Source organism: Curtobacterium sp. MMLR14_006, assembly GCF_001864985.1.
GTDB lineage: Bacteria > Actinomycetota > Actinomycetes > Actinomycetales > Microbacteriaceae > Curtobacterium.
On the sequence record NZ_MJGU01000012.1, the window covers coordinates 687,240 to 709,272 of the forward strand.

General features: G+C 71.6%; 20 protein-coding genes. 3 read left to right on the forward strand and 17 right to left on the reverse strand.

Annotation, left to right across the window (positions count from 1 at the left end; genetic code table 11):
* Window positions 1-42 precede the first annotated feature (42 nt).
* From aroC to BIU94_RS06820, 7 genes are all read right to left on the reverse strand, one after another.
* A complete protein-coding gene (gene aroC / locus BIU94_RS06790) occupies window positions 43-1,263 on the reverse strand; it encodes a chorismate synthase (protein WP_071255808.1) in 1,221 nt (406 codons plus the stop codon).
* Window positions 1,264-1,352: 89 nt separating this feature from the next.
* A complete protein-coding gene (gene mltG / locus BIU94_RS17315; RefSeq protein ID WP_175472117.1) occupies window positions 1,353-2,861 on the reverse strand; it encodes an endolytic transglycosylase MltG in 1,509 nt (502 codons plus the stop codon).
* A gap of 91 nt (window positions 2,862-2,952) precedes the next feature.
* The gene (gene ruvX / locus BIU94_RS06800; protein ID WP_071256450.1) at window positions 2,953-3,396 is read right to left on the reverse strand and encodes a Holliday junction resolvase RuvX; all 444 of its coding nucleotides are present in this window, start codon (window positions 3,394-3,396) and stop codon (window positions 2,953-2,955) included.
* Window positions 3,397-3,404: 8 nt separating this feature from the next.
* Window positions 3,405-6,062 (reverse strand): alanine--tRNA ligase, encoded by a 2,658-nt coding sequence (alaS, locus tag BIU94_RS06805; RefSeq protein WP_071255811.1) that lies wholly within the window; start codon window positions 6,060-6,062, stop codon window positions 3,405-3,407.
* 62 nt (window positions 6,063-6,124) lie between these two features.
* Window positions 6,125-6,307, reverse strand: coding sequence for a hypothetical protein (locus tag BIU94_RS06810; protein ID WP_071255813.1), 183 nt, complete (start codon window positions 6,305-6,307; stop codon window positions 6,125-6,127).
* Window positions 6,308-6,430: 123 nt separating this feature from the next.
* Window positions 6,431-7,060: a 30S ribosomal protein S4 gene (gene rpsD, locus BIU94_RS06815; RefSeq protein WP_071255814.1), complete on the reverse strand. Its 630-nt coding sequence runs from the start codon at window positions 7,058-7,060 to the stop codon at window positions 6,431-6,433.
* A 247-nt stretch (window positions 7,061-7,307) separates the two neighbouring features.
* Window positions 7,308-8,660 (reverse strand): replication-associated recombination protein A, encoded by a 1,353-nt coding sequence (locus BIU94_RS06820; RefSeq protein ID WP_083404655.1) that lies wholly within the window; start codon window positions 8,658-8,660, stop codon window positions 7,308-7,310.
* A gap of 126 nt (window positions 8,661-8,786) precedes the next feature.
* Here BIU94_RS06820 and BIU94_RS06825 point away from each other — a divergent pair, with 126 nt between their 5' ends.
* On the forward strand, window positions 8,787-9,599 hold the full coding sequence (locus tag BIU94_RS06825) for a peptidylprolyl isomerase (RefSeq protein WP_071255816.1): 813 nt from the start codon (window positions 8,787-8,789) through the stop codon (window positions 9,597-9,599).
* Window positions 9,600-9,712: 113 nt separating this feature from the next.
* Window positions 9,713-10,945 carry a DUF349 domain-containing protein gene (locus BIU94_RS06830; protein ID WP_071255818.1) on the forward strand — a complete coding sequence of 411 codons (1,233 nt, stop codon included), beginning with the start codon at window positions 9,713-9,715 and terminating at the stop codon, window positions 10,943-10,945.
* 105 nt (window positions 10,946-11,050) lie between these two features.
* Here the strand turns inward: BIU94_RS06830 and BIU94_RS06835 are convergent, their stop codons facing one another.
* Genes BIU94_RS06835 through BIU94_RS17760 form a run of 5 tightly spaced genes read right to left on the reverse strand, consistent with a single transcriptional unit; the run spans window position 11,051 to window position 14,297 of the window.
* Window positions 11,051-12,013, reverse strand: a complete 963-nt coding sequence (locus BIU94_RS06835) for a bifunctional riboflavin kinase/FAD synthetase (protein ID WP_071255820.1) — start codon at window positions 12,011-12,013, stop codon at window positions 11,051-11,053.
* An 8-nt stretch (window positions 12,014-12,021) separates the two neighbouring features.
* Entirely contained in the window at window positions 12,022-12,465 is a 444-nt protein-coding gene (locus BIU94_RS06840) for a hypothetical protein (RefSeq protein WP_071255826.1), read from the reverse strand.
* Window positions 12,466-12,524: 59 nt separating this feature from the next.
* Entirely contained in the window at window positions 12,525-12,890 is a 366-nt protein-coding gene (locus tag BIU94_RS06845) for a hypothetical protein (protein WP_071255830.1), read from the reverse strand.
* Complete coding sequence (gene truB / locus BIU94_RS06850; protein WP_071255831.1) at window positions 12,887-13,828, reverse strand: tRNA pseudouridine(55) synthase TruB; 942 nt, start codon at window positions 13,826-13,828, stop codon at window positions 12,887-12,889. The genes BIU94_RS06845 and truB overlap by 4 nt, the downstream gene beginning before the upstream one ends.
* A gap of 22 nt (window positions 13,829-13,850) precedes the next feature.
* Complete coding sequence (locus BIU94_RS17760; RefSeq protein WP_071255832.1) at window positions 13,851-14,297, reverse strand: hypothetical protein; 447 nt, start codon at window positions 14,295-14,297, stop codon at window positions 13,851-13,853.
* Window positions 14,298-14,349: 52 nt separating this feature from the next.
* On the opposite strand from BIU94_RS17760, the gene BIU94_RS06860 reads away from it, so the two are divergent.
* Complete coding sequence (locus BIU94_RS06860) at window positions 14,350-15,240, forward strand: A/G-specific adenine glycosylase (protein WP_071255839.1); 891 nt, start codon at window positions 14,350-14,352, stop codon at window positions 15,238-15,240.
* Between the two features lie 9 nt (window positions 15,241-15,249).
* Here the strand turns inward: BIU94_RS06860 and rbfA are convergent, their stop codons facing one another.
* The 5 genes from rbfA to BIU94_RS06885 form a co-directional block, all read right to left on the reverse strand.
* Window positions 15,250-15,711, reverse strand: coding sequence for a 30S ribosome-binding factor RbfA (gene rbfA / locus BIU94_RS06865; RefSeq protein WP_071255842.1), 462 nt, complete (start codon window positions 15,709-15,711; stop codon window positions 15,250-15,252).
* Between the two features lie 138 nt (window positions 15,712-15,849).
* Window positions 15,850-18,684 carry a translation initiation factor IF-2 gene (gene infB, locus BIU94_RS06870; RefSeq protein WP_071255847.1) on the reverse strand — a complete coding sequence of 945 codons (2,835 nt, stop codon included), beginning with the start codon at window positions 18,682-18,684 and terminating at the stop codon, window positions 15,850-15,852.
* 74 nt (window positions 18,685-18,758) lie between these two features.
* The gene (locus tag BIU94_RS06875; protein ID WP_071255850.1) at window positions 18,759-19,070 is read right to left on the reverse strand and encodes a YlxR family protein; all 312 of its coding nucleotides are present in this window, start codon (window positions 19,068-19,070) and stop codon (window positions 18,759-18,761) included.
* Window positions 19,071-19,137: 67 nt separating this feature from the next.
* Window positions 19,138-20,133: a transcription termination factor NusA gene (gene nusA, locus BIU94_RS06880; RefSeq protein WP_071255854.1), complete on the reverse strand. Its 996-nt coding sequence runs from the start codon at window positions 20,131-20,133 to the stop codon at window positions 19,138-19,140.
* 143 nt (window positions 20,134-20,276) lie between these two features.
* A complete protein-coding gene (locus tag BIU94_RS06885; protein WP_071255856.1) occupies window positions 20,277-22,028 on the reverse strand; it encodes a proline--tRNA ligase in 1,752 nt (583 codons plus the stop codon).
* Window positions 22,029-22,033 lie beyond the last annotated feature (5 nt).

Below are 22,033 nucleotides of genomic sequence, written 5' to 3' on the forward strand. Positions count from 1 at the left end.
CGCCGGCAGCGGCACCCGTGCCGGGCGCGGCGCCGTCCGTGGTCACTGGGCGTCGGCCGGTGCCGCCGGCTCCGTCCGACGGGTGCGCAGCGTCTCCGGGATCGAGGCGAGGTACGCGTCGAGGTTGCGCTTCGTCTCGACGACGTTGTCGCCGCCGAACTTCTCGAGCACGGCGTCGGCGAGCACGAGCGCGACCATGGCCTCGGCGACGACGCCGGCGGCCGGGACGGCGCAGACGTCGGACCGCTGGTGGTGCGCGGAGGCCTCCTCGCCGGAGGCGACGTCGATGGTGTGCAGTGCGTGCGGCACCGTGGCGATCGGCTTCATGCCCGCGCGGACGCGCAGCACGGTCCCCGTGGACATGCCGCCCTCGGTGCCGCCGGCGCGGTCGGTCGTGCGGTGGATCTCGCCGTCCTCGCGGTACAGCTCGTCGTGCGCGGCCGATCCGCGGCGGCCGGCGGTCGCGAAGCCGTCGCCGACCTCGACGCCCTTGATGGCCTGGATGCCCATGATCGCGGCGGCGAGGCGCGCGTCGAGCCGGCGGTCCCACTGCACGTGCGAGCCGAGTCCCGGCGGGACGCCGTAGAACAGGACCTCGACGACACCGCCGAGGGTGTCGCCGTCCTTCTTCGCGGCCTCGACCTCGGTCACCATGCGGGCGGAGGTCTCCGCGTCGAAGCACCGCAGCTGGTCGTCGTCGAGGCGGTCGACGTCGTCGGGGAGCGGCAGCTCGGTGCCGTCCGGCACGCGGACTGTCCCGACCTGCAGCGTGTGCGCGACGGACCGCATGCCGAGCTCGGCCAGGAACGCCTTCGCGACGGCGCCGAGCGCGACCCGGGCCGCGGTCTCGCGGGCGCTCGCGCGCTCGAGGATCGGGCGGGCCTCGTCGAAGCGGTACTTCTGCATGCCCACCAGGTCGGCGTGCCCGGGCCGCGGACGGGTCAGGGGCGCGCTGCGGCCGCGGGACATCTCGGTCGACTCGACCGGCTCGGGGTTCATGACCTCGACCCACTTCGGCCACTCGGTGTTGCCGATGCGGATCGCGATCGGGCTGCCGATCGAGTACCCGTGGCGGACACCGCCGGAGACGTGCAGTTCGTCCTGCTCGAACTTCATGCGCGAGCCGCGGCCGTAGCCGAGCTTGCGTCGTGCGAGATCGGCGCGGATGGACGCGAACGACACCGGGACACCCGCGGGCAGGCCCTCGAGCATCGCGATCAGTTCGGGTCCGTGGGACTCACCTGCGGTCAACCAACGAAGCATGGACACCATCCTCCCACAGCCCCGCACGGCGAGACCCCGCAGCACCGCTCAGCGAGACCCCGCAGCACCGTGCTGCGGGGTCTCGTGCGTCACTGGTAGTCGGGGTGGGCGCGGAGCCAGGCCTGGAACTGGTCGACGGCGACGAGGTGTTGGTCGTAGGTGTCCGAGAACACCGTCTCGCCGGTCTCCAGGTCCACCGTGACGAAGTACAGCCACTTGCCCTGTGCCATGTTCGTGACGGCCTTGATCGCCACGTCACCGGGGTTCGAGATCGGTGCCGGCGGCAGCCCGCTGTGCTCGTACGTGTTGTACGGGTTCGACGCGTCGTCGCGCTCGGCGTCCGTCGTCGTCACGCGGTGCGTGTTGCCCGTGCCGTAGGCGACGGTCGCGTCGGACTGCAGCGGCATGTCGATGTCGAGCCGGTTCTGGAACACCCGGGCGACCTTCGGGTAGTCGGCTGCGAGGCCGGCTTCCTTCTGCACGAGCGACGCGAACACGATCGTGCGCTCCTGGTCGGCCTTCCGCACACCGGCGGCAGCCAGGTGCTCCTGCATCGTGTCGACCATCGCCTGGAAGTACTGCTGCGCCGACCAGCCCGGGTTGATCGGGTACGTGGCGGGGAACAGCCAGCCCTCGAGGGTGGTGACGCCGGACGGCAGCCCGTAGGCCGAGACGTCCTTCGCGGCCGCGGCGACCTCGGTCTTCGTCAGGCCGGCCTTCGACACCATGCCGGCCTCGATGTCGGCCAGGGCCGTGCCCTCGGGGATGACGATCGAGGCCTGCACGCGGTTCGAGTCGTCCTGCAGCGCGGCCAGCGCCGACTTGGAGCTCATCTGCTTCTTCATCGCGTACGACCCGGGTTGGAACTGGACGTCCGGGGACGCGAGCAGCAGCTTGTAGAAGACCTTCGAGTCCTTGACGACGCCGCTGCGCTGCAGCGTCGCGGCGACGTTCTCGCCGATGTCGCCCTGCTTGATGGTGATGGTCACCTTGTCCTTGCCGGACCCGGTGTAGTCGTCGGGCTCCTTCGAGCCGCTGAACGCCGAGACGAGCTGCTGCACCTTCGGCGCGGCGAACGCGTACGCGCTCACCCCGCCGGCGAGCACGATCGCGACGATGACGATGCCCGCGATGAGCGGCCCGCGTCGGCGCTTCGGTCGCGGTCCCCGCGGCTGCCGGGAGGCCCGACCGCGTCCGCCACGACCGTCACCGCCGTTGCCACCGCGTCCACCGCCCCCGGTGAGGTCGCCGCCGTCGCTCGCGCCGCCACCGGCCCCGGCGACCGTCGCAGCCGAGGGGACCTCGCCGGTCAGGAGCGCCTGCACCTCCGGGTGGAGTTCCTCCGGCCGCGAGGCGACCGGTGCGTCGGCCGGGGACACCGGCCGGTCGTCGCGCCGCGGGTCGTCGACGGTGTCGGGCTCGTCCCCGCGGACGGTGGCGTCACGCGGGTCGGTGTCCTCGGCGGAGGACCGGCGAGCACGTTCTGCCTCGAGAGCGCGGGCCTCGCGTCGGGACAGCGGACGGTCGGAGGGGGTCCTCCGCCGATCGGGGTCGTCGCCGGGCGCGATGATCGCGTTCCAGTCCAGATCGTCTGTCAACGGTCCTCGGTCTCTCGGTCGGGAACTCCACCTGGGTACCGCCGTCGACGGGTGACGGCAGGACAGCCGGGTGACGGTACGGACAGCCCTGTCAGGGAAGCGTGGCGCCCGGAGGGGCACCGGCACGGCGCTCGTGGTCGAGCGCGTGTTGCAGAATGATAACAGCGGCCGCTTGGTCGATCACGGCTCGGGACTTCTTCGTGTTCTTGCCGGCCTGGTGCAGACCCCGCTGCGCGGTCACCGTCGACAGGCGTTCGTCGACGAGCCGGACCGGTCGGTGGGCGGCGATCCGCGCCGCGAAGTCGCGGGCGTCCGCGGTCGACGGGGTGTCGCCACCGGACATCGACAGCGGCAGCCCGACGACCACCTCGAGCACGTCGTACTCGTCGGCGATCGCGAGGATGCGGCCGAGGTCCGTGTCGTCGTCGCGACGCACGGTCTCGACCGGGGTCGCCAGCAGACCGTCGCGATCGCACACGGCGACGCCGATCCGGGCACGTCCGACGTCCACGCCGAGACGGCGCCCGGACCGGATCGTCACGGTCAGCCCGCGAGCCGCGCGGTCACGGCGCGCAGCGCGGCCGGGAGCGCGGCGGCGTCGGTCCCGCCGCCCTGCGCGAGGTCCGGCTTGCCGCCGCCACCACCGCCGAGCACGCCGGCGGCTTCCTTGGCGAGCGGACCGGCCTGGACCCCGGCGGAGCGTGCGGCGTCGTTCGTCGCGACGATCACGATCGGCTTGCCGGAGACGACCGCACCGAGCACGACCACGGCGGCACCGTCGCCGAGCTGCGACCGGACGCCGGTGGCGAGCGAACGCAGGTCGTCGCCGGACTGCAGGCCGTCGACGGTCTCGGCCACCACGGTCGTCGCGCCGATCGTCGTCGCGGTGCGGGCGATGGAGGGGACGCGCTGCTGCAGGTTCGCCGACTCGTACTCGGCGATCTTCTTCTGCGCGGTCCGCAGGTCCTCCATGAGCGACTGCACGCGGGTGGGCAGGTCGGCACGGGGGGCCTTCAACGCACTCGAGAGCTGCGACACGATGGTGCGTTCCACCGCGAGGTCGCGGAAGCCCTCGAGCCCGACGAGGGCCTCGACGCGTCGGTTCGTCGAGCCGACGCTCGACTCCCCCACCAGGTTGACGAGCCCGACCTGGGCGCTCGACGCGACGTGCGTGCCACCGCAGAGCTCGCGGGACCACGGGCCGCCGATGTCGACCATGCGGACCTCGGCGCCGTACTTCTCGCCGAAGAGCGCCTGCGCACCGAGTGCCTTGGCCTCGTCGATCGGCATGACGCGGGTCGTGACCTCGAGGTCGGTGCGGATCGCGGTGTTCACGACCTCCTCGATCTCGGAGCGGGTCGCGAGCGAGATCGGCTGCGACCACGAGAAGTCGAGCCGCATGTAGCCGGACTTGTTGTACGAGCCGGCCTGCAGCGCCTCCGGCCCGAGGATGTCGCGGAGCGCCGCGTTCACCAGGTGGGTCGCGGAGTGCGCCTGGGTCGCGCCGCGGCGGTACTCGGCGTCGACGACGGTGCTCGCCGCGTCGCCCACGCCGACCTCGCCGGAACGGACCTGCACGGTGTGGCTCCAGAGTCCGGCGACGGGACGCTGGACGTCGAGGACCTCGAGGTCGAAGCCGTTGCCGACGATCGAGCCCTGGTCGGCGTCCTGGCCTCCGGACTCGGCGTAGAGCGAGGTCTCGCCGAGGACGACCTCGGCGATGTCGCCCGCGACCGCGCGGTCGACGCTGACGCCACCGACGATGATGCCGAGCACGGTCGTCTCGGCCTCGAGCGCGTCGTAGCCGAGGAACACGGTCTCGCCCTGCGCCCGGAACGCGCTGTAGACGCTGAGGTCGGCGATCGCGGTCTTCTTGCTCTTCGCATCGGCCTTGGCGCGGGCGCGCTGCTCCGACATGAGGGTCTCGAAGGCGGTGCGGTCGACGTGGACGCCGGCCTCCTCCGCCATCTCCATCGTCAGGTCGATCGGGAACCCGAAGGTGTCGTGCAGCAGGAACGCGGTGTCGCCGCCGATCGAGGGCGCGCCGTCCTGCTTCGCCCGCTCGACCGCGACGTCGAGGATCGTCGTGCCCTGCGCGAGGGTGCGGAGGAAGGTCTCCTCCTCCGCGTAGGCGATGCGGGCGATCCGGTCGTAGTCCGTGCCGACCTCCGGGTACGCGTCGCGCATCGCGTCGCGCGACGCCGGGAACAGCTCGGGGAACGTCGCGGTCTCGACGCCGAGCAGGCGCATCGCGCGCACGGTCCGGCGGAGCAGGCGGCGCAGGATGTAGCCGCGTCCCTCGTTCGACGGGCTGACCCCGTCCGCGATGAGCATGAGCGAGGACCGGACGTGGTCGGCGATCACGCGCATCCGGACGTCGTCCTCGTGGTCGGCGCCGTAGCGTCGGCCGGAGATCTCGGCGGCACGGTCGAGGACCGGGCGGACCTGGTCGATCTCGTACATGTTGTCGACGCCCTGCTTGATGAACGCGACGCGCTCGAGGCCCATGCCGGTGTCGATGTTCTTGTTCGGCAGCTCGCCGGTGATCGCGAAGTCGTACTTCGAGCGGACGTCGGCGATCTGGTACTGCATGAACACGAGGTTCCAGATCTCGACGTAGCGGTCGTCGTCGGTGGCGGGACCGCCGTCGACGCCGTACTCCGGGCCGCGGTCGAAGAAGATCTCCGAGCAGGGGCCCGCCGGACCGGGCTGCCCGGTCGACCAGTAGTTCGTGTCCTTGCCGAGCCGCTGGATGCGCTCGTCGGGCAGCGAGGAGTGCTGCTTCCAGAACCCGATCGCCTCGTCGTCGTCCTCGTACACCGTGACCCACAGGTCGTCGGCGGAGAAGCCGAGGCCGCCGTCGGACTCGTCGTTCGTCAAGAACTCCCAGGCGAACTGGATCGCCTGCTCCTTGAAGTAGTCGCCGAACGAGAAGTTCCCGTTCATCTGGAAGAACGTGCCGTGCCGCGGGGTCTTGCCGACCTCTTCGATGTCGTTCGTGCGGATGCACTTCTGCACGCTCGTGGCACGCGGGTACGGAGCGGGGACGAGCCCGGTCAGGTACGGGATGAACGGCACCATGCCGGCGACCGTGAACAGGAGCGACGGGTCGTCGGAGACGAGGGACGCGGACGGGACGACGGTGTGGCCGCGGTCACCGAAGTACTGGAGCCAACGGCGGCGGATCTCTGCGGTCTGCATGGTGCTTCCTGGGTTCAGGTCGTGGGCGGGAGGAGCGACGGGCCGGCCGGGTGCCGGTCGGCTCAGGCGTCGGTGCGGAGCTCGGCCTCGCGGGACCGGTAGCCGTCGGCGACCGCGCCGGTGAAGGCCTTCGTCCGGGCGTCGACCTCGGTGAGGAACCGTGCGCCACCGGGGGTCCGGGTGACCTGGTGTGCGACGGCGGCCCCGATGACGACGCCGACGACGACGAAGAACAGCTGCTTCACGGTGCCTCTCCCTCTCTGCACCCCGGCGGTGCATGCCGCGACAAGCTTAGCCGTCGGGCCCGGGACGCCGAACGGCGGGCCGTCCTGGAGAGGACGACCCGCCGTTCGGGTGCGATCAGGAGATCAGCGAGCTGCGTAGTACTCGACGACGAGCTGCACTTCGCAGGTCACGGGGACCTCGGCGCGCTTCGGGCGACGCACGAGGCGGGCCTGGAGCTTGTCGATCTCGACCTCGAGGTAACCCGGGACCTTCGGCAGGACCTCCTGGTGACCACCGGCAGCGGCGACCTGGAAGGGCTCGAGCGACTCGGAGCGCTGCTTGACGTGGATCTGCTGGCCCTCCTTGACGCGGAAGGAGGGGCGGTCGACGAGCTTGCCGTCCACCAGGATGTGGCGGTGCACGATCAGCTGACGGGCCTGCGCGGTCGTGCGGGCGAAGCCGGCACGGAGCACGAGGGCGTCGAGGCGCTGCTCGAGGAGCTCGACCAGGTTCTCACCGGTCAGGCCCTTCGTCTTGCGGGCCTCTTCGAAGACGATGCGGAGCTGCTTCTCGCGGATGCCGTACTGGGCGCGCAGACGCTGCTTCTCACGGAGACGGACGGCGTAGTCGCTGTCCGCGCGGCGACGGGTGCGACCGTGCTCGCCGGGGCCGTAGGGGCGCTTCTCGAGGTAACGGGCCGCCTTCGGCGTCAGCGGGATGCCGAGCGCGCGCGAGAGGCGGGTCTTGCTGCGGGTACGTGACTTGGTAGACACAGGGTCCTTTTCTCTGTTCGAACTGGGTGGTCGCGGGCATCGCACGAGTGGTCACGGCCTGGCCGTGCACGCTCGAACCCGACGACGGGATCCAGAGGGATGAGCCTGTGGGATCGGACGGCTACAGTCCGAACCTCTGTCCGCGTACCACCGGAGTGGCACTCTGTCCTCGATGCAGCCGAGCCCGAGGACCAGGACGTAGGCCCGTCAACGATAGCAGCATCCGGGCCGGTGCAGAAGCACCGTGTCAGTGCCCGCGTGTGATCTTCCGGAGCCGTTCGAGGCGCGGCCCGACCTCGCGTTCGTAGCCGTTCGTGGTCGGCGTGTAGTACTCGGTGCCCTCGAGGGCGTCCGGCAGGTACTGCTGCTCGGCGACCCCGTGCTCGGCGTCGTGCGAGTACACGTAGCCCTTGCCGTGGCCGAGCCGCTTCGCCCCGGCGTAGTGCGCGTCACGCAGGTGCATCGGCACGGTGCCCATGCGCCCGGCCTTGACGTCGGCCATCGCCTGGTTCACGCCGTTGTAGGCGGCGTTCGACTTCGGGGCGGTGGCCAGGTAGACCACGGCCTCGGCCAGCGGGATGCGGCCCTCGGGCATGCCGATGAGCTGCACCGCCTGGGCCGCGGCGACGGCGATGGGCAGCGCCTGCGGGTCGGCCATGCCGATGTCCTCGGAGGCCGAGATGATGATGCGCCGGGCGATGAACCGCGAGTCCTCGCCCGCCTCGATCATCCGCGCGAGGTAGTGCAGCGCCGCGTCGACGTCGCTCCCCCGCACCGACTTGATGAACGCGCTGATGACGTCGTAGTGCTCGTCGCCCTGCCGGTCGTACCGGAGCAGTGCGCGGTCGACGGCCGCGGCGACGGTGTCCGCGTCGACCACGGGGACGGTGTCGTCCTCGTCGTCCTGGGCCGCGGTGGCGGACGCCGCTGCTGCCTCGAGCGCGGTGAGGGCACGTCGGGCGTCCCCCGAGGCCAACCGGATGATGGCGCCACGGGCCTCGTCGCCGAGCACGACGGCGCCGCCGAGCCCGCGCGGGTCCTCGACCGCGCGGTCGACGAGCATGCCGAGGTCGGCGTCGGTGAGCGGCTTGAGCGTCAGGAGCAGCGAACGGGACAGCAGCGGGGAGATCACCGAGAACGACGGGTTCTCGGTGGTGGCGGCGATGAGGATGACCCACCCGTTCTCGACCCCGGGCAGCAGGGCGTCCTGCTGGGCCTTGCTGAAGCGGTGGATCTCGTCGAGGAAGAGGACGGTCGTCGACCCGTACAGGTCGCGGTGGGTGAGGGCCTTCTCCATGACCTCGCGCACGTCCTTCACGCCGGCCGTCACCGCGGACAGCTCGACGAACTCGCGCCCGGACTGCCGTGCGATCGCCTGCGCCAGGGTCGTCTTGCCGGTGCCGGGCGGTCCCCAGAGGATCACCGAGACACCGCCGGGGTTCTCACGTGTGCCGGACGCCAGCTGCACGAGTGGCGACCCGCGCCCGAGCAGGTGCTGCTGCCCGGCGACCTCGTCGAGGCTGGTGGGGCGCATCCGGACCGCGAGCGGGACGGAGCCCTGCGCGAGACCGGCGCGACCACCCGTCGTGGGGGCACGCATGCCCGAGTCCGCTGCCATCCTGCAATCGTAGGCCGGTCCACCGACGCCGGCCGCGCCTCCCGGTCGGTCACGGTGACCGTTCGGATACGCTCGTCGCACACTGCGAGGAGAGGGCAGACCAGCACCGTGGCACCGAAGAACCCAGCGCGTGACAACCGCGAGGCGCGCGAGCGCCTCCGCCTCTACCAGGCCCGCCAGGGGCTGCACGAGCGGCAGCGTCGCCGCCGGAAGCGGGACGACCTGCTCGGCGTCGGTGCGCTCGTGCTGGTCGCCGCCCTGGCGACCGGGTCGCAGCTCGCCTTCGCGGGCTCGCAGGGGAACGGGCCGGCGGACGCCGGCGCGAGCGCCACCGCCACACCGACGCCCTCGGCGAGTGCCACGGCGGCGAACACGGGCGACGTGCCGAGCAAGGAGATCGCGAAGGGCGCGACCTGGACGGGCTCGCTCACGCTGAACGGGTCGATCGACCTCGGCATCGAACTGGACGGCGCGAAGGCCCCGCAGGCCGCGAGCGTCGAGATCTCGTTGATCAAGGAGCAGTTCTACAACGGCACCTCCTGCCACCGGCTCGCCGACAGCGACGGGCTGCAGTTCCTGCAGTGCGGCTCCGCCAACGGCGACGGCACGGGCGACGCCGGGTTCCAGTACGGCCCGCTCGAGAACGTGCCGAGCGACGGCGTCTACGACGAGGGCACCATCGCGATCGCCCGGTCCGACTCGCCGTACTCGCAGTCGACCCAGTTCTTCATCGTCTACGGCGACACGCAGCTCAGCGGGGCGACCGGCGGCTACACCGTGGTCGGCAAGGTGACGAGCGGCCTGTCCGAGCTGCGGTCCGAGATCGCGGACAAGGGCATCTCCTCGCCCGGCGACGACGGCACCGGGGAGCCGAAGGTGGCCACCACGATCACCGCGGCGACCATCAGGCAGCAGAAGTAGTCCACAAGCAGGCACCGGCGGCGGACCGACGACCCCGTCCGTGCAATAGGCTGACGACCTGACCGTGCCGACGGGGACGTCGGCGATGCACGACCACGATCGAGGCGAGACCTGTGGCATCTGACGAAGCAACGACCTGGGGGCGGGTCGACGAGAACGGGACCGTGTACGTCCGGTACGACGAGACCGAGCGTGTCGTGGGCGAGTACCCGGACGCCACCCCCGACGAAGCCCTCGCCTACTTCGCGCGGAAGTACGCCGACCTCGAGGGGCAGGTGAAGATCGCCGAGCAGCGCGTGCAGCGCGGTGCCTCGGCGAACGACGTCGCCCGCACCGTCGAGCACCTGTCCGCCCAGGTGGCCGAGGCCCGCGTCGTCGGCGACCTGAAGTCGCTCGAGACCCGGGTGGCGGCGCTCTCCGAGCAGCTCGGCTCCCTCACCCAGGCGCAGGCGCAGCAGGCCCAGCAGGCCCTCGACGACGCCCTGGCGCACCGCACCGCCCTGGTCGAGGAGGCCGAGGCCCTGGCCGCGGTCGACCCGGCTCGCGCGCAGTGGAAGCAGATCACGGCGCAGCTCGACGACGTGTTCGCGCGGTGGCAGCAGCACCAGCACGACGGCCCGCGGATCCCCAAGAACGAGGCCAACGAGCTCTGGAAGCGGTTCCGCGCGGCGCGCTCGACGGTCGACCAGCACCGTCGTGCCTTCTACTCGGAGCTCGACGCGCAGCACCGCGACGCGCGGTCGCGCAAGCAGGAGCTCGTCCAGCAGGCCGAGGCGCTCGCGCCCCGCGGTTCGGACGCCATCCCGGCGTACCGCCAGCTGCTCGACGAGTGGAAGAACGCCGGCCGCGCCGGCAAGCGCCACGACGACACGCTCTGGGCACGCTTCAAGGCCGCCGGTGACGTGCTGTTCGAGCAGCGCCACGCCGAGAGCGCCGCCGAGAACGAGGAGTTCTCGGCCAACCTCGAGGCCAAGCAGGCCCTCCTGGTCGAGGCCGAGCCGCTGCTGCAGGCCACCGACCGCGTGTCCGCCCGGAAGACCCTGACCGGCATCCAGCGTCGGTGGGACGAGATCGGCAAGGTCCCCCGCGGGGACGTCCGCCGCGTCGAGGACCGCCTTCGTGCCGTCGAGGACCACGTCCGTGGCCTCGAGGACGCGCACTGGAAGGAGTCGAACCCGGAGCGCAAGGCCCGTCAGACCGGGCTCGCCAGCCAGCTCGAGGACGCCATCGGCAAGCTCGAGTCCGAGCTCGCCGCCGCGCAGGCCACCGGCGACGCCCGCAAGATCAAGGACGCGCAGGAAGCGCTCGACGCCCGCAAGATCTGGCTCGACGCCCTCGGCAGCTGAGCCGTCCCCCACGAAGGCTCACCACGCAGGACGCCCCGCGACCGATCGGTCGCGGGGCGTCCTGCGTGGTGGGCCCGCCGCCGTCCCGGCGAGGCACCGACCGGCTCAGACCGGCGCGGGCAGTCCGAGCAGCAGACGGATGTCGAGGTCGTCCTGCCGCATCTGTGCAGCGAGCTCGTCCATCGACGAGAACTTGACCATCCCGCGCACGTACGACACGAAGAGCACCGAGATCCGGTCGTCGTACAGGTCGATGTCGACGTCGAGCAGGTGGGCCTCGATCTGCTTCGCGGGCACGCCCTCGAACGTCGGGTTGTTGCCCACCGACACCGCCGCCGGGTAGACCGTGCCGTCGTGCAGCACGCGCGCTGCGTACACGCCGTCCGCCGGCACGAAGCCCTCGCACGCCGGGTCGAGGTTGGCCGTCGGGTAGCCCATCGCCCGACCGCGCTGGTTGCCGTGCACGACGGTGCTGCGGACGGCGTGCTCGCGGCCGAGCAGCCGCGCGGCCTCGGCGACGCGGCCCTGCCCGAGGAGCTCGCGGATCCAGGTCGAGGAGACCCGGCGTTCGCCGTCCGGGCGGACGTCGTCCACCAGGTCGACGTCGTCGATGAGCTCGACGGTGAAGCCGTGCTGCTCCCCCAGTGCCCGCAGGAGCGTCACGTCGCCGGCGCCCTTCGCGCCGAAGCGGAAGTCGCTGCCGACGAAGACCAGGCGTGCGTGCAGGGTGTCGACGAGGACCTCGGACACGAAGGCCTCTGGCGCCTTGGACTGCAGGGCCTCGTCGAAGCGGAGCAGCAGCGTGGCGTCGACCCCGGCCTCGGCGAGGAGCTCGCGGCGCTGCGCCGTGCTGGTGAGCGCCGGCGGCACGTGCGGCGGGTCGATGACGTTGAGCGGGTGCCGGTCGAAGGTCACGACGGTGGACACCAGGCCGTGCTCGCGTGCGGCACGCTCGAGGTGCGCGATGACCGCACGGTGCCCGACGTGGACGCCGTCGAACTTGCCGATGGTCACCGCGCTCGGGCCGAAGCCGTCGGCCACGTCGGCCGGGTCGTCGTAGTACTGCACGGGGGCTCCTACTCGCTCACCGGTGCGTCGACCGACGTCGCGGGCACGCCCGCCGCGGTGCGGTGGTGCTTGCGCAGCCACCAGAGCCCGGCGATCGGCAGGACGAGGGGCGCGAAGGCGTAGCCCAGGCCGTAGTACGACCAGATGGTGTCGTCGGGGAACAGCTGGCGGTCGACGAGCGACAGGGTGCCGATGACGAGCACCCCGGTCATCTCGAAGCCGATGGTCACGCAGGCGATGCGGTACCAGGTGCGTCCGGGGACGATGAGCGCGATCATCGCCACGATGTAGACCACGGCCGCGACGGCGCTCAGCGTGTAGGCGAACGGCGCGAACGAGAACTTCTCGATGATCTGGACGACGCTCCGACCCGTCGCCGCGAGGGCGAGGATGCCGTAGACGGCGATGAGGACGCGGCCGATGCCGGTCGCGAGTGAGGATCTGGTCGCCATTGCACCGATCCTACCGACGACCGACGACGCTCCGTACCGCTCCCGGGTGCCGGGCCGGGTCAGTTCAGGGCGAACCAGATCTGGTACATCCGGTAGACCATCACGGCCACCGTGAACGCCCCGGCGCCGAGCACCACGGTGCTCCACTTCGTGCGGTCGACGAGGGCCCACACCACCGCGGCCGGCGGCACGAGCAGCACCGACACGGCGTAGACGCCGAACTCCAGGGCGTTGCCCTGCGGCGGGCTGCCGGTCAGCGGCAGCACGAGCGAGATGACGCCCTGCGCCACGAGCAGCAGCTCGACGAGCACGAGCGAACCGACGGTGTAGTCGTTCGGCTTCCAACCGACGAAGCCGACCACGACCGCGAAGAGGCCGGCCAGCACCGCGACCACGAGCTGCACCCACATGTACCACTCGATCACGGGCGCGCCTCCGTGGGTGCCGGGAAGTTCGTGATGACCCGCAGCTGCCCGCGTCGCACCGACACCAGGCCCACCAGGCGGTCGTCGGCGACCGCGACGGCGGCGACCGGTGCGTCCGAGTCGGGGTGGTCGGCGGCCACACGCTTGCCGTCGGTCAGGTCCTTCGCCGCGGCGGCGTCGAGCGCCACCGTCGGGAACAGTCGGCGTGCGACGTCGACCGGTCGGGCGAGGGCGGCCCGGACGTCGACGGCCTCGGACTCGACGTCCACCGCGTCGGCGACGTCGAAGGGGCCGACCGCGGTGCGCCGGAGCGCGGTGAGGTGCGCCCCGGTGCCGAGGGTGGCCCCGACGTCCCGCGCGAGGGCGCGGACGTAGGTGCCGGACGAGCAGGTGACCACGACGTCGAGGTCGACGACCGCCACGTCGGCTCCGTCGACCGTGACGGTGTGCTCCGTCCGGGCCGTGACGTCGAAACGCGACACGGTGACGCTGCGGGAGCGCAGCTCGACCGTCTCGCCCTTGCGTGCCAGGTCGTAGGCGCGTCGGCCGTCGACCTTGATCGCGCTCACCGTCGACGGCACCTGGTCGATCTGCCCGCGCTGCGCCGCGACGGCACGCTCGACGGTGGCCTCCGACACGTCGGCGCCGGCGACCCCGACGGCCGCGGTCGGCGCGCCGTCGGCGTCGTCCGAGTCGGTCGAGACGCCGAGGCGGATGGTCGCCGTGTAGGTCTTGCCGAGCCCGACGAGGTGCGTCAGCAGCCGCGTCGACGCGCCGACGCCGAGCAGCAGCAGCCCGGTGGCCATCGGGTCGAGGGTGCCCGCGTGGCCGATCTTCTTCAGGCCGAGCCGCCGGCGTGCGATGGAGACGACGCGGTGGCTGGAGATCCCCTGCGGCTTGTCGACGAGGAGGATGCCGTCCGGCACGGTTTCGAGCACCAGAGGAGCGTAACAGCGCCGGTCAGCAGGCGTCGTTCCACTCGCGGCGGGGGTGGTCCGGGTCGGTGACGTCGAGCACCGCCGACGCGGCGATCTTGACGTCCGCCCGGCGTTCGAGCCGGCCGGCCTCCTGCTCGACCCAGAGCGACCAGCGCCAGAGCCCGCGGACACCGTGCCCGAGGACGCCCTGCCCGTGCACGACGAGGACGCCGTCGCCGGCACCCGTGGTGCGGAAGGGGGCGACGAGGTCGGCACGCAGGGTGTCGGCGTCGGTGGAGGGCGCTGCCGCGGCCATCGCGGACACGCCCTGCTGCTCGAAGCCGGCGACCAGGCCGCGGGCGACCCGCTCGAGGTCGGTGCCGTCCTGGCCGTCGATGCCGATGACGGTCCGGTTCGTGCCGACCTGTGCGATCACCTCCGACGCGATCGCGGCCATGGTGTCGGTCTCCTGCGGTGCCCAGCGTGCCATGCGACCACCGTAGGCTGTCGTGGTGAACGCGAGCAGGGCCTCCCGACCGGATGTGGACAACGCGAGCGTCCCGGACGTCGCGACCCCGCTGATCACCTGGTTCCGGGCTGCCGGACGGGACCTGCCGTGGCGTCGGCCCGGCTTCCCTGCGTGGGGCACGCTGGTCAGCGAGGTCATGCTGCAGCAGACGCAGGTCGCGCGCGTGGTCCCCCGACTGGAGGCGTGGCTCACCCGGTGGCCGACCCCTGCGGATCTCGCCGCGTCGCCCCCGGCGGACGCGGTGCGTGCCTGGGACCGGCTCGGCTACCCGAGACGCGCGCTCGCGCTGCACGCCGCCGCCACGGCGATCGCCGAGCGGCACGGCAACGTGGTGCCGCGCGACGTCGAGGCGCTGCTCGCGCTCCCCGGCATCGGCGACTACACGGCGCGCGCCGTCGCGGTCTTCGCGTACGGCGACCGGCACCCCGTCGTCGACGTCAACGTGCGCCGCGTCCTCAAGCGTGCGCTCCTCGGCGAGGGCGACCCCGGACCCGCGAAGGCCGGGGTCGACCTGCCGCTCATGGAGTCGGTGCTGCCCGCGGACCGCGACGCCGCCGCAGCGACGAACGCCGCGGTGATGGAGCTCGGTGCACTCGTCTGCGTCGCCCGCGCCCCGGCCTGCGACGCGTGCCCGATCGCGGACCGCTGCGCGTGGCGCGCCGCCGGGTACCCGGAGCACGAGGGGCCCCGGGCGCCGAAGCAGGCGAGGTTCGCCGGGAGCGACCGGCAGGTGCGCGGCCTCATCATGGCCGAGCTCCGCGCCAGCGACGTCCCGGTCACGCGGTCCGAGATCGAACCGGTGTGGCCGGACGCCGCCCAGCGGGACCGGGCGCTCGCGTCGTTGGTGCGCGACGGACTCGCCGTCGGCGACGACGCGAGCGGGTACCGGCTGCCGGAGGGCTGACCGGACGGCTCAGGCGCGCGCCGCGTCGGCGTCGCCTGCGTCCTCGTCCTCGTCCTCGTCGTGCTTGTACGGGTCGGCGTCGCCGGCGTAGCTCGCGCCGGCCGCGGCCGCACGCACCTGCTCGTCGCGCACCTGGGCCTGCACGAGCAGGTCCTCCATGTGCGCCGACGTCTCCGGCAGGGCGTCCGCGATGAACTCGAGCGACGGCGTGAGCCGCGCCGTGATGTTCTTGCCGACCTCGGACCGGAGCATGCCCGTCGCGGCCTTGAGGGCGGCGGCGGAGTCGGCGCGCTCCTCGTCGGTGCCGTAGACGGTGTAGAACACCGACGCATGCTGCAGGTCCCCGGTCACCCGGACGTCGGTGATCGTGACGAACCCGAGTCGCGGGTCCCGCAGGCCCTTGTCGAGTCGACGGGCGACGACTTCCTTGATGCGGTCCGCCATCTTGCGTGCGCGCTGCGGATCGGCCATGGGTGCCTCCTGGGGCAGTGGCGGGACGCGTCCCGCCGGTGGTTCTGCGTGGATGGGGGTTCACCCCGTCCCCGCGTGGAAAGGGGTCGGGCCCCGGCCTCCCACGCGGGGAGGCCGGGGCCCAGGGTACTCACGCGATCAGTCGCGCGGCTTCTCGACGAGCTCGGTGGTCTCGATCTCGTCACCGATCTGGATGTCGTTGAACTTGCCGAGACCGATACCGGCCTCGAAGTCCGTCCGCACCTCGGTGACGTCGTCCTTGAAGCGACGGAGCGACTCGATCGCCAGTCCGTCGGCCAGGACCACGCCGTCACGGATGACGCGCGCCTTGGCGTTGCGCGTGATCGTGCCGGAGCGGACGATGACACCCGCGATGTTGCCGAACTTCGAGGACCGGAAGACCTCGCGGATCTCGGCGACACCGGACTGGACCTCTTCGTACTCGGGCTTGAGCATGCCCTTGAGGGACTGCTCGATGTCCTCGAGTGCGTTGTAGATGACCGAGTAGAAGCGCACGTCGATGCCTTCGCGCGCCGCACGCTCGCGGGCCTTGACGTCCGGGCGGACGTTGAAGCCGACGACGATCGCGTTGTCGATCGTGGCGAGGTCGATGTCCGACTCCGTGATCGCGCCGACACCGCGGTGCAGGATCCGGAGCTGGACGCTGTCGTCGACCTCGATGTCCAGGAGCGACTGCTCGAGTGCCTCGACGGCACCGGAGACGTCACCCTTGATGATGAGGTTGAGCGAGTCGACCTTGCCCTCTTCGAGCGCACGGGTGAAGTCCTCGAGCGAGATGCGCTTGCGGGCCTTGGCCAGCTGGGCGTTGCGCTCGGCGGCTTCGCGCTTCTCGGCGATCTGACGTGCCGTGCGGTCCTCTTCGGTGACGAGGAACGTGTCACCGGCGCGGGGCACCGAGGACAGACCCTGCACCTGGACCGGGCGGCTCGGCGTCGCGGCCTTGACCGCGACACCGTTCTCGTCGGTCATCGCACGGACGCGGCCGTAGGCCGTGCCCGCCACGATGGCGTCACCGACGTGCAGCGTGCCGGACTGGATGAGGACGGTCGCCACCGCACCGCGGCCCTTGTCGAGCCGGGCTTCGATCGCGACACCGCGGGCGTCCTTGTCGGGGTTCGCACGCAGGTCGAGCCCGGCGTCGGCGGTGAGCAGCACGGCGTCCAGGAGGTCCTGGATGCCGACGTTCTGGCGAGCCGACACGTCGACGAACATGACGTCGCCGCCGTACTCCTCGGCCACCAGGTTGTACTCGGTGAGCTGCTGGCGCACCTTGGCCGGGTTCGCGCCTTCCTTGTCGATCTTGTTCACCGCGACCACGATCGGCACACCGGCCGACTGCGCGTGGTTCAGTGCCTCGATCGTCTGGGGCATGATGCCGTCGTCCGCCGCGACCACGAGGATCGCGATGTCGGTGACCTGCGCACCACGGGCACGCATGGCCGTGAAGGCCTCGTGACCCGGGGTGTCGATGAACGTGATCGGACGTTCGATGCCCTCGTGCTCGGTGACGATCTGGTACGCACCGATGTGCTGGGTGATGCCACCGGCCTCGCCCTCGACGACCTTCGAGTTCCGGATCGCGTCGAGCAGGCGGGTCTTGCCGTGGTCGACGTGACCCATGACGGTGACGACCGGGGGACGCTGCTGCAGGACGGAGTCGTCCTCATCGGCGTACTCGGCGTCGATGTCGATGTCGAAGCCCTCGAGGAGCTCCTTGTCCTCGTCCTCCGGCGAGACGATCTGGATCTTGTAGCCCAGTTCCTCGCCGAGGACCTCGAACGTGGCCTCGTCCAGCGACTCCGTCGCGGTCGCCATCTCACCGAGGTGGAACAGCACCGTCACGAGGTTGCCGGGCATGGCGTCGATCTTGTCCGCGAAGTCCGAGATGCTCGCACCACGACGGAGTCGGACGACCGTGTTGCCGTCGCCGCGAGGGACCTGCACACCGCCGAGCGACGGCGCCTGCCGCATCTCGTACTCGGCGCGCTTCGTCCGCTTCGACTTGCGGGCACGGCTCTTGCCGCCACCGCGACCGAACGCACCGGCGGTCCCGCCACCGGGACCACGGCCACGACCGCCGCCACCGGCGGGACGCGGGCCGCTGAAGGCCGGACGCGGGAAGCCGCCACCGGCACCGGCACCGGCACCACCCGGACGACCACCGGGGCCGCCACGGCCGCCGCCCTGGCCCGGGCGCTGCCCGAAGCCGGGGGCACGGTTGCCCTGACCGGGGCCGCCGGGACGCGGAGCACCCGGACGGGGAACGCCCGGACGCGGCGGAGCCGGACGCGGGATGCCGTTGCCACCACCGGAGCCGGCAGCCGGACGCTGCCCCATGCCCTGGTTCGAGGCGAACGGATTGTTGCCGGGACGCGGCGGGCGCGAGCCCATGCCCTGGTTCGACGCGTAGGGGTTGTTGCCCGGACGCGCGCCACCGGGCTTCGGGCCACCCGGCTTCGGACCAGCGGCGGCGGGCTTCGGGTTCGTACCCGGCTTCACCGCGTCGGACTTGGGGGCGTCGTCGGTCGAGGCGGCCGCAGCCTTCTCGGCGCGGGCCTTCTGCGCAGCCTCGGCCTCGGCCTGTCGCTGGGCGACGGACTTCGGCGCGGCCGGGGTCGGCGCGTCCTCGGCGGGAGCCGCCGGTGCTGCCGGGGCCTCGGGCTCCGGAGCGGGTGCCGGACGGACCGGGCCCGGGCGGGGGCCGCCGGGCTTCGGCGCGCCGGACTTCGGGGCGCTGGTCTTCGCGGGTGCGCTCGGCGCGGGGGCCGAGGCAGCCGGCTTCGCCGGGGCACCGTCCGCCTGCAGGGCGGCACGGAGCTTCCGGGCGACGGGGGGCTCGATGCTCGAGCTGGCACCCCGGACGAACTCGCCGAGCTCCTTGAGCTTCTCGAGTGCGGTCTTGCTGTCGACGCCGAGTTCGCTTGCGATCTCGTGTACGCGTGGTTTAGCCACTGTTCTCCTTCACGGGTCCCACCCCGTGAAGGGGCAGGACTCAATGGATGACGGGTCTCATTTCGAGCCGCTCATCAGTTGTCCATAAGCCGTTCAGCCTGTTCTGTCATGTCCGGGCGCTCGGCCGACTCCTGTGGGAGACCGGCGATGTGGTCGAGCACCGCGGACGTGTCGGGATCGCGATCCAGCCGCAGCGCACGGCGGAAAGCCCTGCGCTTGACGGCCTGATCGTAGGCATCGACGGTCGGTGTGAGCCATGCTCCCCGGCCCGGCATGACTGCCTTCGGATCCGCCACCACGCGCCCGTCGCTCAGGGCGACGACTCGGAGGAGGGAGGATCGGGAAGCGCGACGACGACTGCCGATGCACGTTCTGACGGGTTCCACTCTACTCCTTGCCTCGGACGTGCGCGATCCGGCGCGCCCTCGGCGTCACGCCGAGGGCGGAATCCGTCTAGTCCTCGCCGTCCAGGATCGAGTCCGGCTGGATGTCGATGCGGGCACCGGTGAGCTTCGCGGCGAGGCGGGCGTTCTGCCCCTCCTTGCCGATCGCGAGCGACAGCTGGTAGTCCGGCACGAGTGCGCGGACGGCCTTCGTCGAGGCGTCGAGCACGAACGCGCTCGTCACCTTGGCCGGCGACAGGGCGCTCGCGACGAACGAGGCGAGGTCGGACGACCAGTCGACGATGTCGATCTTCTCGGCGCCGAGCTCGTTCGTGACCGAGCGGACGCGGGCACCGAGCTCGCCGATGCACGCACCCTTCGCGTTCACGCCGGGCTCGTTCGCCTTCACCGCGATCTTCGTGCGGTGACCGGCCTCACGCGCGAGCGACGTGATCTCGACGACCCCGGACGCGATCTCCGGCACCTCGAGCGCGAACAGCTTGCGGACGAGACCCGGGTGCGTGCGGGACACCGTGATCTGCGGGCCCTTGTTGCCGCGGGCGACGCTCGTCACGTACACGCGGATGCGGGAGCCGTGCGTGTAGGACTCCCCCGGCACCTGCTCCTCCGGCGGCAGGATGGCCTCGATCGTGCCGAGGTCGACGTGCACCATCTTGGGGTTCGGGCCCTGCTGGACCACACCCGCGACGATGTCGCCCTCCTTGCCGCGGAACTCGCCGAGGATCTTGTCGTCGCCGATGTCGCGCAGACGCTGGTTGATGACCTGCTTCGCCGCGAACGCCGCGATGCGGCCGAAGTCGCTCGGCTGGTCGACGGCTTCACCGATGACGGTGCCCTCGTCGTCGAGCTCGGGGACGAAGACGCTGACCTCGCCGGACTTGCGGTCGAGCTCGACGCGCGACTGCGCGTGGGCCGGCTCGCCGTTCTCGTCGGCGTGCTTCTGGTAGGCGGTCAGGATGGCAGATTCGATGATCTGGACGAGCTCGTCGAACGGGATCTCCCGCTCGCGCTCCATGAGTCGCAGGACTGCGAGATCGATCTTCACCGAGGGCCTCCGTATTCAGATGAGTCGCTTCCGCGGGGTGGGACTGCGCAGAAGTCGGCCACAAGCGTACCCCAGAACCACGGGACGGACGGGAGGCCCGGTGCCAGCTGGCACCGGGCCTTCCGTCCGTCTCGTGGTTGCGTCTAGATCGCGCGGACCGCGTCGAGCAGCTCGGCGACCGGGACGTCGCGACGCTCGCCCGTGGCGCGGTCCCAGAGCTCGACGACGCCGTCTGCCGCGCCGCGACCGGCGACGACGACGATCGGCATGCCGAGCAGTTCCGCGTCGCGGAGCTTCACGCCGGGCGAGACCTTCGGCCGGTCGTCGTACACGACCTCGAAGCGCTCGCCCTCGAGCTGCGCGACGATGTCCGTCGCCAGGTCGTAGGCGACCGTGTCCTTGCCGGTGGCGACGACGTGCACGTCGAAGGGAGCGACGTTCTTCGGCCAGACCAGGCCCTTGTCGTCGTTGTGCGCCTCGGCGAGGATCGCCAGGATCCGCGTCACGCCGATCCCGTAGGAGCCCATCGTGACCGTGGCGAGCTTGCCGTTCTCGTCCTGCACCTTGAGGCCGAGCGCCTCGGCGTACTTGCGGCCGAGCTGGAAGACGTGGCCGATCTCCATGCCGCGGGCCGTCTCGAGCGGGCCGGACCCGTCGGGTGCCGGGTCGCCGGCACGGACGTCGGACACCTCGGCGACGCCGTCCGCGACGAAGTCACGACCGGCGACCAGCCCGGAGACGTGCACGCCGCGCTCGTTGGCGCCCGTGACCCAGGCGGTGCCGTCGACCACGCGCGGGTCGACGAAGTAGCGCAGGCCCGTGGCGCTCTCCGCGCCGAGCACCTGCGGGCCGATGTAGCCCTTCACCAGGCCCTTGTGCTTGCGGAAGTCGTCGTCGCCCGCGGCCTCGACCTCGGCGGGGGCGAACGCCACCTCGGCGCGCTTGAGGTCGACGTCGCGGTCCCCGGGCAGCCCGACGACCACGACCTCGCGCGTGCCGTCGAGGTGGGTGAGCGCGAGGACGACGTTCTTCAGGGTGTCCGCGGCGGTCCAGGGTGCGCCGTCGCGCGGGGCGACCGCGTTCGCGTGCTCGACGAGGGAGTCGATCGTCGGGGTGTCCGACGCGGGGAGCAGCACCGGCTCCGGCTGCCCCTCGATCGGCAGGGCGTCGGGGACCGGGGTGACGTACGCCTCGACGTTCGCCGCGTAGCCGCCCGCACTGCGGACGAAGGTGTCCTCGCCGACGCCGATCGGGTGCAGGAACTCCTCGGACTTCGAGCCGCCCATGGCCCCGGCGTCCGCCTTGACGATCACGTACTCGAGGCCGAGCCGGGCGAAGATCTTCTCGTACGCGTCGCGCATGACCTGGTAGCTGCGCTCGAGGCCCTCGTCGGAGATGTCGAACGAGTACGCGTCCTTCATCGTGAACTCGCGACCGCGCAGGAGTCCGGCGCGGGGGCGGGCCTCGTCGCGGTACTTGTCCTGGATCTGGAACAGCGTGACGGGCAGGTCCTTGTACGACGAGTACAGGTCCTTCACCAGGAGCGCGAACATCTCCTCGTGCGTCGGCGCGAGCAGGTAGTCGGCGCCCTTGCGGTCCTGCAGGCGGAACATGCCGTCGCCGTACTCGGTCCAGCGGTTCGTCGCCTCGTAGGGCTCGCGCGGAAGGAGCGCGGGGAGCAGGACCTCCTGCGCACCGGCCGCCACCATCTCGTCGCGGATGATGCCCTCGATGCGCGCGCGGACCCGCAGGCCGAGCGGCAGCCAGGCGAAGATGCCCGGCGACTGGCGACGGACGTACCCGGCGCGGACGAGCAGCTTGGCGCTCGTCACCTCGGCGTCGGAGGGGTCGTCGCGGAGGGTACGGAGGAAGAGATGCGAAAGCCGTGTGACCACGGGGC

Excerpts from the sequence above, each read along its gene's own strand:
- aroC (WP_071255808.1), bottom strand. The coding sequence starts at position 1,263 with ATGCTTCGTTGGTTGACCGCAGGTGAGTCCCACGGACCCGAACTGATC.
- alaS (WP_071255811.1), bottom strand. The coding sequence starts at position 6,062 with ATGCAGACCGCAGAGATCCGCCGCCGTTGGCTCCAGTACTTCGGTGAC.
- BIU94_RS06820 (WP_083404655.1), bottom strand. The coding sequence starts at position 8,660 with ATGCGTGCCCCCACGACGGGTGGTCGCGCCGGTCTCGCGCAGGGCTCC.
- BIU94_RS06840 (WP_071255826.1), bottom strand. The coding sequence starts at position 12,465 with ATGGCGACCAGATCCTCACTCGCGACCGGCATCGGCCGCGTCCTCATC.
- BIU94_RS17760 (WP_071255832.1), bottom strand. The coding sequence starts at position 14,297 with ATGGCACGCTGGGCACCGCAGGAGACCGACACCATGGCCGCGATCGCG.
- rbfA (WP_071255842.1), bottom strand. The coding sequence starts at position 15,711 with ATGGCCGATCCGCAGCGCGCACGCAAGATGGCGGACCGCATCAAGGAA.